The 15,231-nt window shown below is 69.9% G+C and carries 9 protein-coding genes and 1 tRNA gene; 4 read left to right on the top strand and 6 right to left on the bottom strand.

The window, feature by feature from the left end:
* Position 1: 1 nt before the first annotated feature.
* Genes ABD882_RS15975 through ABD882_RS15950 form a run of 6 tightly spaced genes read right to left on the bottom strand, consistent with a single transcriptional unit; the run spans position 2 to position 7,052 of the window.
* Entirely contained in the window at positions 2–1,741 is a 1,740-nt protein-coding gene (locus ABD882_RS15975; protein WP_345188371.1) for a protein kinase domain-containing protein, read from the bottom strand.
* On the bottom strand, positions 1,738–3,195 hold the full coding sequence (locus tag ABD882_RS15970; RefSeq protein WP_345188370.1) for a peptidoglycan D,D-transpeptidase FtsI family protein: 1,458 nt from the start codon (positions 3,193–3,195) through the stop codon (positions 1,738–1,740). The genes ABD882_RS15975 and ABD882_RS15970 overlap by 4 nt, the downstream gene beginning before the upstream one ends.
* On the bottom strand, positions 3,192–4,589 hold the full coding sequence (locus ABD882_RS15965; protein ID WP_345188369.1) for an FtsW/RodA/SpoVE family cell cycle protein: 1,398 nt from the start codon (positions 4,587–4,589) through the stop codon (positions 3,192–3,194). Before ABD882_RS15965 ends, ABD882_RS15970 begins: the two co-directional genes overlap by 4 nt.
* Complete coding sequence (locus ABD882_RS15960) at positions 4,586–5,836, bottom strand: PP2C family protein-serine/threonine phosphatase (RefSeq protein ID WP_345188368.1); 1,251 nt, start codon at positions 5,834–5,836, stop codon at positions 4,586–4,588. The genes ABD882_RS15965 and ABD882_RS15960 overlap by 4 nt, the downstream gene beginning before the upstream one ends.
* A 9-nt stretch (positions 5,837–5,845) precedes the next feature.
* Positions 5,846–6,373 (bottom strand): FHA domain-containing protein FhaB/FipA, encoded by a 528-nt coding sequence (locus ABD882_RS15955; RefSeq protein ID WP_345188367.1) that lies wholly within the window; start codon positions 6,371–6,373, stop codon positions 5,846–5,848.
* A complete protein-coding gene (locus tag ABD882_RS15950) occupies positions 6,366–7,052 on the bottom strand; it encodes an FHA domain-containing protein (protein ID WP_345188366.1) in 687 nt (228 codons plus the stop codon). Before ABD882_RS15950 ends, ABD882_RS15955 begins: the two co-directional genes overlap by 8 nt.
* 280 nt (positions 7,053–7,332) lie before the next feature.
* Between ABD882_RS15950 and ABD882_RS15945 the strand changes: the two genes are divergently transcribed.
* The 4 genes from ABD882_RS15945 to ABD882_RS15930 all read left to right on the top strand — a co-directional run bounded on the left by ABD882_RS15945 (position 7,333) and on the right by ABD882_RS15930 (position 15,207).
* Positions 7,333–7,416 (top strand) — tRNA-Leu (locus tag ABD882_RS15945).
* 117 nt (positions 7,417–7,533) lie between these two features.
* A complete protein-coding gene (locus tag ABD882_RS15940) occupies positions 7,534–10,881 on the top strand; it encodes a helix-turn-helix transcriptional regulator (RefSeq protein ID WP_345188365.1) in 3,348 nt (1,115 codons plus the stop codon).
* Between the two features lie 291 nt (positions 10,882–11,172).
* On the top strand, positions 11,173–13,038 hold the full coding sequence (locus ABD882_RS15935; protein WP_345188364.1) for a lipase family protein: 1,866 nt from the start codon (positions 11,173–11,175) through the stop codon (positions 13,036–13,038).
* 180 nt (positions 13,039–13,218) lie between these two features.
* Positions 13,219–15,207: an MDR family MFS transporter gene (locus ABD882_RS15930; protein ID WP_425563385.1), complete on the top strand. Its 1,989-nt coding sequence runs from the start codon at positions 13,219–13,221 to the stop codon at positions 15,205–15,207.
* The last annotated feature ends 24 nt before the right edge of the window (positions 15,208–15,231 follow it).

Genomic DNA, 15,231 nt, shown 5'->3' with positions numbered 1-15,231 from the left:
CCTAGGGCGTCGGTGGCGGTGACGTCGGTGCCGTGGCCGGCAGGATCGGATCCGACATCTGCGGTGACGCCGCAGTCTCGCGCTTGCTGTCCCCGCAGAGAGCGGTGTAGGTCGCGGTGACCTGGGCGCCGGGCTGATTGGCGATCGAGATCTCCGAGCTCAGCGTGTTCGCGTCGAACGACTTCGTCGATCCGGCTCCCGGGAACGTCGCGTTGGTGAGCGTCACGTTGTACCCGACGACGTTGCCGGTGCCGCTCGGGCACACGTACCCGGCCCAGTTCAGGGTGGCGTTGGCGCCCGCCTTCGCGGTGCCGGTCAGCGTCGGCGCCGAGGTCGGCGCGCCCACGGAGACCATGTCCGCGTACACGTTGAGCTGCACCGAGGTGCCCTTCGGGACGTTGCCGCCGGTCGGGTTGGTGCTGTACACGAGTCCGACGTGCGCCTGGTCGGGGGCGTGGTCGCCCGTGGTGCAGGTGCCGTCGAGCCCGGCGCCCTTCAGCGCGGCCACGGCGTCGTCGCAGTTCTTGCCGATGAGACCGAGCGTGCCGATCGCGACGCCCGTGGCGGTCGGCGTCGGCGTCTTCGTCGGAGTGCTCGGCGGCGTGGTCGATCCGCTCGTCGTGGTCTGGACCGGTCCCGGCTTCTGGTTCGACAGCAGCGCGAACAGGGTGCCGCCGAGCACGAGCACCAGCAGCACGATCAGGGCGATCAGCGGCCAGGTCCACGCGCTGCGCTTCTTCTTCGCCGGCGCCTCCTCGACGTCGGTCGGGATCTGCGCGGTGGCCGGCATGATGGTGGTCGCGCCCTGGGTGGCGCCCAGCAGCTGCGTCATGGCGTCGTCGCCGCGGACGGCTCCGGCGGCTCCGGCGATCCCCGCGACGCCGGCCACGACGGCCGGCACGGCGATGGCGGCCGAGTTCAGATCGCCGCGACGCAGCGCCTGCGCGGCGCGCGCGACGGTGGCCGCCGACGACGGCCGGTCCGCCGGCTTCTTCGCGATCATCGCCATGACCAGGTTCTGCACCGGCTGCGGGACGGTCGGCGGCAGGGCCGGCGGGGTGTCGTTGATCTGCGCCATCGCGATCGCGACCTGCGACTCGCCCGTGAACGGGCGCTTGCCGGCCAGGCATTCGTAAGCGACGATGCCCAGCGAGTAGATGTCGGTCGCGGGTGAGGCCGCGTGGCCGGACGCCTGCTCGGGCGACAGGTACTGCACCGTGCCCATGACCTGACCGGTCGCGGTCAGCGGCACCTGGTCGGCGATGCGGGCGATGCCGAAGTCGGTGATCTTCACGCGGCCGTCCGGCGTGATCAGCAGGTTGCCCGGCTTGATGTCGCGGTGCACCAGGCCGGCGGCGTGCGCGGCCTGCAGGGCGGAGGCCGTCTGCGCGACGATGTCAAGCGTCTTGTCGGCGCTCAGGGATCCCTCGCGTTCCAGGATCGTCGAGAGCGCCTCACCGGGCACGAGCTCCATGACGAGGTAGGCGGATCCGTTCTCCTCGCCGTAGTCGAAGACGCTGGCGATCCCCTCGTGGTTCACGAGGGCGGCGTGCCGGGCCTCGGCGCGGAAGCGCTCGAGGAAGCCCGGATCCCCCATGTACTCGTCCTTGAGGATCTTGATCGCGACCGTCCGTCCGATGACGTGATCGGTCGCCTCCCACACCTCGCCCATGCCACCGATCGCGATCCGCGAAAGCAGCTCGTAGCGACCGCCGAAATGCACTCCCTGCGTCGGCCTCATTTGTTCAGCACCGCCTCCATGACCTTTTTGGCAATCGGAGACGCGATCGCGTCCCCAGAACCGGTTTGACCTTTTCCGCCACCATCTTCGATGACCACCGCGACGGCGACCTCCGGGTTGGTGGCGGGAGCGAATCCGGTGAACCACAGCGTGTACGGGTTCGTGTCACCGTTCTCCGCAGTGCCCGTCTTACCGGCCACGTCGACCCCGTCTATTCTTGCACCCTGTGCCGCGCCGGTTGAGACCGACGCCTGCATGGCGGCGGTGAGCGCCTTGGCCTGGTCGGAGGTCATCGCCTGCCCGAACACGGAGGACTCGTACTGCTTCTGCACGGACAGATCGGCGCCGAGGATCTGGTCGACCATACGCGGGTTCATCACCTGGCCGCCGTTGGCGATCCCGGCCGACACCATCGCCATCTGCAGCGGTGTCGCGATGACCTTGCCCTGGCCGAAACCGGTCAGGGCGGTCTGCGCCGCGTCGAGGCCGGTCGGGTAGCTGGAGGGCGTGGAGGCCAGGGGCGTCGCGAAGCTCTTGTTGAAGCCGTACTTCTCCGCCATCGCGTGGATCTTGTCGTCGCCGAGCTGCGCGGCGAGCTCGGCCATCGGGATGTTGCAGCTGAGCCGGATCGCATCGGCGAGGGTCACGGTGGGGCCGTCACCGCACGTGCCGCCCCAGGCGTTGTGCACGGCGGTGGTCGTGCCGGGCAGGGTGAACGCGGCCGGGTTCGGGAACGTCGACTGCATCGTGAACGTGCCGGAGTCGAGCGCCGCCGAGGCGACCACGAGCTTGAACGTGGATCCCGGGGGGTTCAGGTTGCCCGCGATGCCGCGGTTGAAGAGGGGGTTCGTCGCCTGGGCCTGTAGGGCGTCGTATGCCGCGTTGGCCTTGTCGGCGTCGTGCACGGCGACGCTGTTCGTGTCGTATCCGGGGGTGGACACCATCGCCAGGATCCGGCCCGTCTTCGGCTCGATCGCGACGACCGCGCCCTGGTAGCCCTGCAGCGCGTCATAGGCGGCCTTCTGGACCTTCGGGTCGAGACTCAGCACGACGTTCGCGCCGCGCTGCGGCTGCCCCGAGATGATCCGCTCGATCGAGGACAGGAACTGCGAGCCGCCGGTGCCGCTCAGCTCGCTGTTCATCGCCTTCTCGATGCCGGTGGCGCTGCCCAGCACGGGGTTGTAGTAGCCCGTCACCGCCGACCACATCTGCGGATCCGTGTACACCCGCTGGAACGAGTACATGTCGTTCGACGGCACGGAGGAGGCGATGGGGGCGCCGCCCGCGATGATCGAGCCGCGCTGGATCTCGTAGCTGTCCAGCCGGGTGCGGGTGTTCGCGTCGTTCTGCGAGAGCGCATCGGCCTGCGCGACCTGGATCCAGCTCACCGAGCCGAACAGGGCGAGGAACATCACCAGCACGAGGATGCTGATGCGACGGAGTTCCTTGGTCATCCGATCACCACCCGGGGTTGACGGCGCACGCCGTCGGAGATCCGCAGCAGCAGTCCGACGATGAGCCAGTTGGCGACCAGGGAGGATCCTCCCGCGGCCAGGAACGGCGTGGTGAGGCCGGTGAGGGGGATCACGCGCGTGACGCCGCCGACCATGATGAACACCTGCAGCCCGAGCGTGAACGAGACGCCGACGGCGAGCAGCTTGCCGAAGTCGTCTTGACCGGCGACCCCGATCCGCAGCCCCCGGCTGACGAACACCAGATACAGGCAGAGCAGGGCGAACAGCCCGATCAGGCCGATCTCCTCGCCGAGGCTGGTGATGATGAAGTCGCTCTCGGCGAGCGGGGTGACCTGCGGGCGGCCCTGTCCGAGGCCGGTGCCGAGCAGGCCGCCGTGGGCGAGGCCGAAGATGCCCTGCACGAGCTGGTAGCTGCCGCCTGGCGCGTTGATGAGATGCGGGTCGAAGGCGTTGATCCAGGCGTCGAAGCGGCCCTGCACGTAGGTGAGGAACTGGGAGACGATCGCGACCCCGGCCGCGACCCCGACGACGCCGATCAGCACCCAGCTGGTCTTGCCCGTCGCGACGTAGAGCATCACGATGAACATGCCGAAGATCAGCACTCCCGTGCCGAGGTCGTGCTCGGCGACGATGATGCCGAGTGAGATCAGCCAGACGACGATCACCGGCCCGAGCTCGCGCATGCGCGGCCAGGTGATGCCGAGGAACCTCTTGCCGACGGAGGACAGGCTCTCCCGCGTGCGCACCAGATAGCCGGCGAAGAAGATCGCGAGGAAGATCTTCGCGAGCTCTCCGGGCTGGAACGCGAACACCCCGCCGATCGAGACCCAGACGTCGGCGTTCGCGTTCGCGATCCGCAGGCCCGGAACGAACGGGAGCAGGAGCAGGACGATGCCGGCCAGCCCCGACAGATAGGTGTACCGGTAGAGCACGCGATAGTTGCGCAGCAGGATCACCAGGGTGATCACGCCGGCGACCGAGATGGCGGTCCACACCAGCTGCTTGGTCGAGAACGCCGCCCAGCCGGTGAAGTGCTCGGCGATGTCGAGCCGGTAGATCTCGGCGATGCCGACACCCGTCAGCAGCGTCGCGATCGGGAGGACGAACGGATCCGCATCGCTCGCGACGAAGCGCAGCACGATGTGCAGGGCGAACACGAGCACGGCGAGCCCGCCGCCGATGGCGAGGATCACCGGATCGACGGTGTGCAGGGCGCCGAGCTGGACCAGCGTCAGGGCCGAACCGGAGATGATCACGGCGAACAGCAGCAGCCAGAACTCGCGATTGCGCTGGCTCTGCGGGCCGCGGATCCGGCGCAGCGCGCGCAGGACGCTCGTGTCGGCGTTCACGTCGGGGCTGGTGGTGGCGGTCACGGTGTCTTCCCCGTCGGGATCGAGGCGCGCAGCCGGTCGACGATGCCCTGCGCGTCCCCGAGGGAGCTGGCGCTGGTGGTGTTCTGCACGGTGGACTGGTAGAACACGGGCAGGTCGGTCACCTTGATGTCGGTGTCCTGGTAGACGTGCGACATCGAGAACGGCCCGAGATCCTGCTGGATCCCCTGGAAGATCGCGACGGTGTCGGTCTTCGAGTCGATGCCGACGAAGTAGCGGGTCTGGGTCCAGGCATAGCCGCCGATCAGGGCGGCCGCCATCAGGGCGATCACGACGATCAAGCCGGCGATCCAGCCGAACCGGCGGCGCACGGCCCGACGGTGGTCCTCCTCGATCAGCTCCTCGAGGTAATCCGCCGCGGGCTCGAAGTGGGTCGGCTCGTTCGCGGCCTGACGCACCGGGTGCAGCCAGCTGGGCCGCGCGGGGCGCGCGGCCGGGACGACGATGCCCTGCGGGTTGGCGGCGGCGCCGACGATCGTGGGTGTGCCGCTCACGAGCGGGTGCTGCCCGCCGACGTCGACGATCACGATCGTGACGTTGTCGGGTGCGCCGCCGTCGAGCGCGAACCTCAGCAGTCCGTCCGCGGTGCGGCCGGGAGCCATGCCCAGGCGCAGCGTCTTCAGCATGTGGGTCTCGTCGACCACGCCGGAAAGGCCGTCGGAGCAGAGCAGCCAGCGGTCGCCGGGCAGGGTCGGCATGACGAACATGTCGAGCTCGGGATCCGCATCCATGTCGCTGAGCACGCGCATGAGCACGGAACGGCGCGGGTGATAGCGCGCCTCCTCCGGCGTGATCCGGCCGGCGTCGACCAGGCGCTGCACGAACGTGTGGTCGGTGGTGATCTGGGTGAGGGTCTCGTCGCGGTAGAGATAGATGCGCGAGTCGCCGATGTGGCCGATCACGGCGTAGTCGTCGACCATGATGATCGCGTCGAGCGTGGTGCCGAGGCCCGCGAGCTCCGGGCGATCCTTCACGGCGCGGATCATGTCGCCGGCCGCGGTGGTGGCCGCCGCCTGCAGCGACGCCTGGGCGTCCATCGTGGAGGGGTAGCCGTGGTCGAGGTTCTCCAGGCGGTGCACGGCGAGGCTCGACGCGACGTCTCCGCCGGCGTGACCGCCCATGCCGTCGGCGACGACGAAGAGGTTCGCCCCGGCATAGCCGGAATCCTGGTTGTTGGAGCGGACCTTCCCGGTGTGGGAGATCGCGGCGCTCGAGCCCTCGAAGACCATGGCCGCCGGTTACGCCCGCAGCTCGAACGTCGTGGCGCCGACCTTGACGGCCGCGCCGATCGCGACGGCGACCGGCGCGCCCACGCGCTCGCCGCCGAGGAAAGTGCCGTTCGTGGAGTCGAGATCCTGGATCATCCACTGATCGCCCCAGAGCAGCAGGCGGGCGTGGTGGCTGGAGGTGTAGTCGTCGCGGATGACGAGACCCGACTCGCTGGAGCGGCCGATCGACATCGGCTCGGTGCCGAGCGGGATCTCGAGCCCGGCCTTGGGGCCGGAGGTGATCACGAGCTTGGACACCGTGGAGGTCGTCGCAGGGCCCCCCGGTTTGCTCTTCGGCGCGGGCTTGGGCTTGGTGGCGGCCGCCGGTGCGCTCGCCGCGGCGCTCGCCGCGGGGGTGGCCGCGGCCTGCGCCTCGGGCATCTTGCGCACGCGCACGCCGAACACATCGGCGCGCAGAGAGTAGACGACGGCGAACACGAAGAACCACATCAGCACGAGGAAGCCGATGCGCAGCAGGAGCAGCGTCAGCTCACTCATGACGAAGGCTCCGCACCGGGACGATCTGGAACGTGATGTCCGTGCGGCCGATCGTGATCACCATGTCGCCGGACAGCTGCGCCTCGCGCACCCGCTGCCCGTTCAGCTTGGTGCCGTTGGTGGATCCGAGGTCGCGCAGCATGGCGTGATCGCCGTCCCAGAGCACCTCGGCGTGCTTGCGGCTGGATCCGGCGTCGTTGATCGTGATGTCGGCGTCGCTGCCGCGGCCGATCACGGTGCGCGCCTGGGTCAGCGGGTGGCGGGTGCCGCCGGTGGTGAGGACGGCCTGCCAGGTGACCTTCGCGCGATCCTGCGCCGCGGCGGACTCGACGCGCACCGTGCCGGTGGCGAGGCGGTCATCGGCCTCGAGGGCGATGTTCAGCGGGCCGGAGAAGCTGTATCCCTGGGCGCGGGCGTGATCCTTGACCAGGCCGTGCAGCTCGTCGATGAGGGCGGGGCCGAGGCCGTGCATCGCGGTCGCGTCGTCGCCGCTCAGGTGCACGACGAACGTGCTCGGGACGATGATGCGGTCGCGGCTGACCACGGCGGCCTTCGTGTCGATCTCACGACGCAGCGCCGACGCGATCTCCACGGGCTGGATCCCGCTGCGGAAGGTCTTCGCGAACGCGCTGTTCACTGCGCGCTCGAGACCCTTCTCAAAGCTGTCTAGTAGTCCCACTGGGCTCCCATGGCTCTCCGATCGGTACGGCCATCGTAGCCACAAGGCCTGAATGATCCCCCGGCGGCGCGACATCCCCCACGCCATGACATCCCCTCCTGACGGCGAGACTGCAACTGCGCGGCGAGAATGCAGCAACATGCCGCTGTCTCGCCGCCCAGTTGCAGTCTCACGGTCTGCTGTGTGGTCTTGGCGGGGTGTCGCCATCCGGGTGGCCGGCGGTTCGGAGTCGCGGCGGGAGCGTGATATTCTCGGGAGGTTGGTTCGTCAGGATCGACATGCGCGAGTGGCGGAATAGGTAGACGCGCTGGCTTCAGGTGCCAGTGCCGGCAACGGCGTGGGGGTTCAAGTCCCCCCTCGCGCACAGCAGGAAAGAACCCCTGATCCGGAGTGTGAAGCTCCGGATCAGGGGTTCTTCGTTTGTTCACGAGTGGGCGTGGTCTCAGTGCGCGCGGCATCGCAGGCGAGCAGACTGGGAGCGATGACCGGGCACAGTGCGGGTGCGGGGTTCGCGGCACGCGGATCCACAGCCCTCGCGCGCCCGGCCCTCGAGGCGATGACGACGCCGCTCCCGTCGCTACCCGCCGCAGATCGGCCCTCCGCGGTTCTCGCGGAGGCTTTCGCCGCCGGGAACGGGCTGTTCGCCGTCACGGGTCCTTCAGGGGCGGGCAAGAGCACCTGGGTGCGCCAGCTGGTCGATGAGGCCCTGCGGCCGGGCGCCGTGCGATGGCGAACCGTCGCCGTCGTCGCCGACCGGGAGCGGATCACCACCCCGTACTACGTGGCCGGCCAGCTGCTGCGCGCCGCGGGGATCCGCACCGGGGTCGATCAGGACACCGCCGCGCTGTTTGCAGAGTCCGGTTCGGCCACCCTGCTCGGCGTCGGCGGGCGGCTGCACACGGCGCTCAGCCGCGGACTCTCCTCGCGGCGACGACTGCTGCTGGTGATCGATGACGCCCAGTGGATCGATGACGACTCGGTGCGGGTGCTGCGCCTCGTCCTCGGCTCTCTCGCCCGCACTGGGGCCGTGGCCCTGCTGGTGGGGAGGGATCCGGCGACCACCGGCCTCGTCGACACCGTCGTCGCGGTCGAGCCCCGGGTGTGGCACGTGCATCGGCGCCTGCGCGTCGAGGCCCTGGATGCGGCCGGGGTGCGTCGCTACATCTCGATCGTGCACGGGCTCGAGGTCTCCCTCGATCTCGCCGAGCGGATCCGCCGGGTCTCGGGCGGTATCCCCCTGCTCACGGATCAGGTCGTCGCCGGGATCGCGCCGATTCTGGCCGCCCGCGACGGCGGGGGATCCGAGCGGCCGGCGCGCTTCGATGAGGACGTCACCGATGCCGACATCGCGCGCGGATTCACGCAGATCAATCCGTTCGGCGAGCTGGGCGTCGATCAGCCTGCGCCCGTGCGCGCGCTCGTCGAGATCGCGGCCGTGCTCGGCAGCCCGTTGCGCGAGGCCGAGCTCGAGCGTTGCGCCGCGATCCTCGGGGATGCACTCGATCTCGCCGGGGCCGTCGCGGACGGTCTTCTGAGCACCAGGGATCCGGCACCGCTCGCCGACGCCGCCGAGCGGGAGTGGATGGTGTTCCACGATCTCTACGCCGCCGATGTCGTCGCCCATCTCGACGACGAACGGCGCGCGCGGATCCTCGCCGCCGGGGCGTCGGCCGTGCCCGGTACCGATGAGAGCGGACGCCACCGGGCGCTCATGTGGCGGATGGACGCCGCGATCCTGCGGGCGGAACCGCTCCAGGGCGAGCTGCGCAGCCAGTTCGATGCCGCGGTCGAGGAGAGCACCCGCATCCGGCGCGTGGACCACGTCTTCGCGCTGGCGCGGAGGGGAATCGAGCTCGCCCGGCCCACGGATCCTGACCTGGTCGGAGAGCTGGTGGTCGGCCTGTACTGCGCCGCGCTGGCGCTGTCGGCCCTTCCGCGCATGATCGAGTGGCTGCCCGACCTCGAGAAGGCCCGCTCCGGCCTGCTCCGCGATCTCGCGTTGCTGCACGTCCGCGAGTTCCGCGGCGACTATGCCGGGGCCCGTGCCGGCGCGGACGATCTGCTGGCGCGGGTGCCGCGCTTTCCGGATGGCCTCCCGCAGACCTCGGACGATGTCGCGGAGGTCGCGGGGATGCTCGAGGAGGAGGCTCTCGGCGGGCTCATCATCCGCCTGCAGGTCCTGCTCGTGCTCGGGATCATGGCGCCGCAGGTGCAGCGGGGCGACTTCGGCATGGAGCGGTTCGCCGAGGCCCGGGCGGGGGCGGAGTGGATCATCGCGGTGCAGCACGCGGATCCGGACGCGTGGCGAGAGGCCTGGAGCCGCCTGGATCGTCGGTTCGAAGGGCTTCCCAGCGCCCATGACGTGCTGATGCGGTCGATCGGGATGCAGGTCTTCGGGCTCAGCGCGATCGGGCCCGCAGAGCGGATGCCGATCGAGATCGCCGCGCTCAGTCGAGCGATCGCGATCGCGCCGCGCCGGTCGGCGACGCTCTTCGACGCCCTGGTGATCCGGGCCGGCATTTTCTCCGCGATCGGATACATCGGGATGGCGGCGGACGATCTCGCGGTGTGCATGGACATGCTGCGCACCGGGACCGCCGGCTGGGGCACCGGCACTTCGCGCGCCCTGCACATCTACTGCCGTCATCTGCTCGGAGACATCGCCGAGGTCACGGATGCTCTCGCCGAGGCCGCGGTGACCATGCTCGACGACATGGATGCCGTGAGTCGCCCCGTCCTGTGTGCGTTGCGCGCCATCCGTTCCGCCGAGCTGGGCGACGAAGCCGCGTTGGACGCCGTGGCGCAGTTCGGCCAACGCGGGTACGACCCCGTCGGAGGCGAGTTCGAGCTCCTCGCCCACATCGCTCTGGCCCGATTCCACCGGGATCCGCAGGCACAGCTCGCGGTGTTCGATCCTGACGGCCCGCTCGCCGGCCGACTGCTGCGCGGCCAGAATCTCTACGCGTTCAAGGTCGACGCGCTGGCCGCGCTGGGCCGAGCGGAGGAGGCGGATCGCGAACTCGCGCGGCTCAAGGCCCTGCCGGCGCCCGGGTTCCAGCCGGTGTACATGTCGATCGACTGGCTGGAGGGGCGGGTCCATGAGGCGTTCGGGCTGACCGGGCCGGCCCTGCGCGCCTACCGCGCGGCGGCCGATCCGGACGGACCGGGGGAGCGCCTGCCCGGGGTGCTCGCCCAGGCCGAACTGGACGCAGGACGACTCACGCTGGCGACCGGCGGAGGGCGACAGCGGGCACGGCGCCATCTGCGTGCCGCACAGCAGGCGTTCTTGCGGATGTCGCGGCCGGTCGCGGCTGCGGAGGCGACGGCGCTCCTGGACAGCGCGCGCCCGCCGGTTTCGACCGGGAAGGCCACGGCACGCGCCCGCGAGCAACGCGCGATGACGGGCCTCGAGCCGCTCACCGCGAGGGAGCGCGAGGTCGCCGCCCTCGCGGCACGCGGGCATACGAACGCCGAGATCGCCGAGGTCCTGAGCGTCGGCGTCAAGGCGGTCGCATTCCATATGGGGAATGTGCTGCGCAAGCTCGGTCTCACCTCTCGCCGCCAGTTGCGCGCGACCCTGCCGCCTCCGGAGCGGGCACGGCGCGACGGCGACGGCGCGCAGGATCCGTGGACGTCGCTCACCCGACGCGAGCGGCAGATCGCTGAGCTCGCGGCGCGAGAGCTCACCGACGCGGAGATCGCGGATGAGCTCGGGCTCAGTCCGAGAACGGTCGGCGGCCACATGGGGCGCATCCTCGCAAAGCTCGGCGTGCGTTCGCGGCGCGAGCTCGGCGACCGAGATCGGCCCGCGGCGCACGGAAACGAGTAGTTGCTACCAGATTTCCGCGCTCGCCCTCGGCGCGGGCCTGCGCCGATCTACCGTGGACTGTCACCCTTCGATACCCGCGAACGGGTGGCACTGCATGACACGTGTGCGCTGGGGATGCGCCGCGGTGCCGAACGGCCAGAGCGTCGACAGCACCGTCAGTTCGAGGCCCGGTTCCGTCGGAACCGGGCCTCGATCGCGTTCGTCCGCGTTCGTCGTCGGCGCTCGGCCCTGGATCCGCGTGCCGCTAAGGTGGCGGCAGACGCCGCGACGGCGCGAATCGGAGGAGACGCCGTGGTTCCTGATGAGTCCGCACCCGCATCCCCGACACCGGCAGCGGGGTCCCCGGCCCGTGACCTCGCGCGTCGCGTGATCTCCCGGCAGGGCACGCCGATCCGCATCGTGCTGGGGCTCGCGATCACGGCGGTCGGCGTCGTGTTCCTCCTGGTGTCGATGACCGTGCAGACCATCGCACTCATCACCGGGATCGGGATCCTCCTGGTCGGCGCTGCGGTGCTGCTCGGCGGCGCCGGGCGGAACGAGCCGGACGGATCCCGGGCGGGTTCCGTCGCGCGGATCGTCGTACGGATCCTCGGCGTCCTCCTCGTCCTGCTCGGGGCGGGCATGGCGCTGTGGCCCGCCGCGGGGGCGCCCCTGCTCTCCCTGCTTCTCACGATCGCGCTGGTCGCATTCGCTCTGACGACCGCCGTGCGGGCCTTCCGGCCGGGCGTCGACCAGCGCATCACGGGGATCATCGCAGCGGTCGCGACGCTCGCCGTCGCTGCGATCACCGTGTTCTGGCCGGTACTGACCCTCGTGGTGTTCCGGCTCGGCGTCGGGGCGTGGTTCGTGTTCGTCGGACTGCAGCTGCTCGTGCGCGCGCTCGTGCGGCGCTCCCCCGCTCACCACTCCCCCGCCGACAGCACGCCCGGCCGGCGCTCCGGAATGCGCTGGCTGCGCACGATCGGCGCGAGCATCGCGCTCGTGCTGGCCGTCGCGCTCGCCGCGGGCAGTGGATCCCTCCTCGGCGGCGCCCCGCTGCCGCTGCCGGACGCGTTCTACACGCCGCCCGCGCAGGTGCCGTCGACGCCGGGCACGATGATCCGCTCGGAGCCGCTCACGGTCGGCGTTCCGGAAGGGGCGAAGGCGTGGCGGATCCTGTACACGACGACGAATCCGGACGGGACCCCGGCGGTCTCGAGCGGCACCGTGCTCGCGCCGGCGGATCCCGGTCCGGATCCGCTCCCGCTGCTCACCGTCGCGCATGGCACGGTCGGGGTCGTGCCGGGCTGCGCGCCGTCGCTCAGCGCCGCGCCGTTCGCCGACGGGGCGGGCACCGCGATGGCCGACATGGTGACCAAGCACGGCTGGGTCGCCGTCACCTCCGACTACATCGGGCTCGGCACCAAGGGACCGCACCCCTATCTCGTCGGCGACGCGGAGGCCCGCAACGTGTGGGACGCCTCGCGTGCCGTGCTCGCATCCGGTCCGGTCAAGGTCTCGACCGACACCGTGATCTGGGGGCATTCGCAGGGTGGTCAGGGATCGCTCTGGACCGGGCAGATCGCCGCATCGTACGCGCCCGAGTTCACTGTCAAGGGTGTCGCAGCGTTCGCGCCCGCCGCCGATCTCTACGGGCTCGCCGAGGCGATCAAGACCGAGACCGCGGGTAAGACGGTGTCGGCTTACATCGCCGCGACCTGGGACAAGGTGTTCCCCGACCTCCAGGTCGCCGCCCACCTGACACCGGGCTCGGCCGGACCCGTGAACCGGATCGGGGGCCTCTGCTTCAACGGCCACGACGGTCTCGCGGCGATCCTGCGCGGCAGCCAGGTGCCGAACCAGATCTTCCCGGACGCGATGATGAGCGGCCCGTTCGGCGACGAGCTCAAGGCGCAGGAGCCCACCGGCCCCTTCCCCGCACCCGTGCTCATCGCGCAGGGGCTGGCGGATCCGCTCGTGAAGCCCGCGATCCAGCACGGCTGGGTGCAGGCGCGCTGCGCCGCGGGCGTGCCGATCGACTACCGCACCTACCCCGGTCTCGGTCACGTGGAACTCGTCGGCCCCGATTCTCCGCTCACCCCGCAGCTCGAGCAGTGGACGCTGGATCGCTGGAGCGGCGCGCCGGCGACGCCGGACTGCGACCACCTGCCGGGCTGACGCGAGGGCTGGGGCACGCGCCCTGCGTCGCATCTCCCCATCCGTGCGTGCAGGAAAGCTTGCAATGCTGTAATATTGCAGGGTTGCAAACTTCGTGCGGTGCCGCTGCCCGTGTCGATCGATGACGTCCGCGGGCGGGACTCGCACCGCCACCCCGTCTTCTCCCCCGGAAGGACCTGGATGTCCACCGCTACAGACACCATCGACACGATCGAGCACCTCGAGCCGGTCGTCGCACCGGCGTCGACGCCGATCATGACGCACAAGCAGATCATGCTCGTGATCTACGGCCTGATGAGCGGCATGTTCCTGTCGTCGCTCGCGCAGACCGTCTTCGGCACCGCGATCCGCACGATCGGCGACGACCTGCACGGCCTCGACCAGCAGGCCTGGGTCACCACGGCGTTCCTCATCACCTCGACCATCGCCGTGCCGATCTACGGCAAGCTGTCCGACATCTTCGGCCGCCGACCGCTGTTCATCCTCGGCATCGTGATCTTCATCCTGGGATCCACGCTGTCCGCGTTCTCCACGTCGATGATGATGCTGGCCGCGTTCCGCGCGCTGCAGGGCATCGGCGCCGGCGCGCTGATGGCGTTGCCGCTCGCCGTGATGGGCGACATCCTCGCTCCGCGCGAGCGCGCGAAGTACCAGGGCTACTTCTTCGCCGTGTTCGGCATCGCGACCGTGATCGGCCCGCTCGTGGGCGGCCTGTTCGCCGGCGCGAAGCAGATCCTGTGGATCGACGGATGGCGCTGGTGCTTCCTGATCAACATCCCGCTGGGCCTGTTCGCCCTGTTCATGGTGGTCACCTTCCTGCACCTGCCCAAGGTCGCGGGGCACAAGGGCCCCCGGATCGACTGGTGGGGTGCCGCCGCGGTCATCGTCGCGCTCGTGCCGCTGCTCATCGTCGTCGAGCAGGGCCGCACCTGGGGCTGGGCCTCGACCGCGTCGATTGCCTGCTACGTCCTCGGCGGCGTCGGCCTGGTCGCCTTCATCGTGATCGAGACGCTCATGAAGGATGACGCCATCATCCCGCTGAAGCTGTTCCGCTCCGGCACCTTCTCCATGGCCACCGTGCTCGGCTTCCTGGTGGGCTTCGCGATGTTCGGTGCCATGATGACGATCCCGCTGTACATGCAGATCGTCCTCGGCATGAACCCGACCGAGTCGGGCCTGTCGATGCTGCCGCTCATCATCGGCCTCATCATCGCCTCCCTGGTCTCCGGCCAGCTCACGGCGCGCACCGGGAAGTACCGCATCTTCCCCGTGCTCGGCACGCTGTTCACGGCGGTCGGCTTCCTCTCGCTCACCCTCATCCGGTACGAGACGCCGCTGTGGCAGATCTTCGCCGGCATGTTCGTGCTGGGTCTGGGCCTGGGCCAGCTCATGCAGCCGCTCACGCTCGCGAGCCAGAACTCGGTCGCCCCGCACGAGATGGGCGTCGCGTCGAGTGCGGCCACGTTCTTCCGCCAGATCGGCGGAACCCTGGGTACGGCCGTGATGCTCTCTGTGCTGTTCTCGATGCTGCCGGCCAACATCGTGCACGCCACCGAGGACACCGAGACACTGACCTCCGGCCTCGACGCGGCGCTGGATCCCGCCGTCGCGAGCAAGGCGGAGAATGCCGCGATCATGAAGAAGATGTGGACGCCGATCGTCGCTCCGATCCAGAAGAGCATTCAGGATCAGCTTGATGCGGGCGTGGCAGCCGGCGACGCGCAGGCGAACGCCGGCCTCGGATCGGCGGCGCACGCGGCCGTGCTGAAGGCGGTCGCCGAGAAGGCGCACGCCACGGTGCAGGGCGAGACGGTCGCCGTGGACTGGTCCGACAAGGATCAGCGCGCCTACTGGGTCGGCACGCTGGTGCCGACGCTGCAGGACGAGATGAAGAAGAAGGAGTCGGGATCCGCTGACGCGTCGTCGAGCGCCGTCAACGACACCTCCTTCCTCACCGGATCCGACCCGCACCTGTCGAAGCCGTTCATGTCGGGCTTCATCCAGTCGATCGTGATCCTGTACTGGGTCGGTTTCGCCGTGATCCTGCTTGCCTTCGTGCTGACCTGGTTCTTCACGGTGCCGCCGCTGCGCGCCCGCTCCGCACTGCAGGAGCAGGCCGACAAGGCCGGCGTGACCGAGACCGGAAGCATCAGGACCCACCAGGCCTGAGATCGGCCGGGGCGGGGATTCCCG

It is taken from the genome of Microbacterium panaciterrae, assembly GCF_039541635.1.
GTDB lineage: Bacteria > Actinomycetota > Actinomycetes > Actinomycetales > Microbacteriaceae > Microbacterium > Microbacterium panaciterrae.
The sequence above is the reverse complement of the archived record's forward strand: the minus strand, read 5'-3'. Positions and strand labels throughout refer to the sequence as shown.

What these genes read in the sequence shown, in the direction of transcription:
- ABD882_RS15975 (WP_345188371.1), bottom strand. Translation starts at nt 1,741, where the DNA reads ATGAGGCCGACGCAGGGAGTGCATTTCGGCGGTCGCTACGAGCTGCTT.
- ABD882_RS15960 (WP_345188368.1), bottom strand. Translation starts at nt 5,836, where the DNA reads ATGGTCTTCGAGGGCTCGAGCGCCGCGATCTCCCACACCGGGAAGGTC.
- ABD882_RS15955 (WP_345188367.1), bottom strand. Translation starts at nt 6,373, where the DNA reads ATGAGTGAGCTGACGCTGCTCCTGCTGCGCATCGGCTTCCTCGTGCTG.
- ABD882_RS15930 (WP_425563385.1), top strand. Translation starts at nt 13,219, where the DNA reads ATGTCCACCGCTACAGACACCATCGACACGATCGAGCACCTCGAGCCG.
- ABD882_RS15970 (WP_345188370.1), bottom strand. Translation starts at nt 3,195, where the DNA reads ATGACCAAGGAACTCCGTCGCATCAGCATCCTCGTGCTGGTGATGTTC.
- ABD882_RS15940 (WP_345188365.1), top strand. Translation starts at nt 7,534, where the DNA reads ATGACCGGGCACAGTGCGGGTGCGGGGTTCGCGGCACGCGGATCCACA.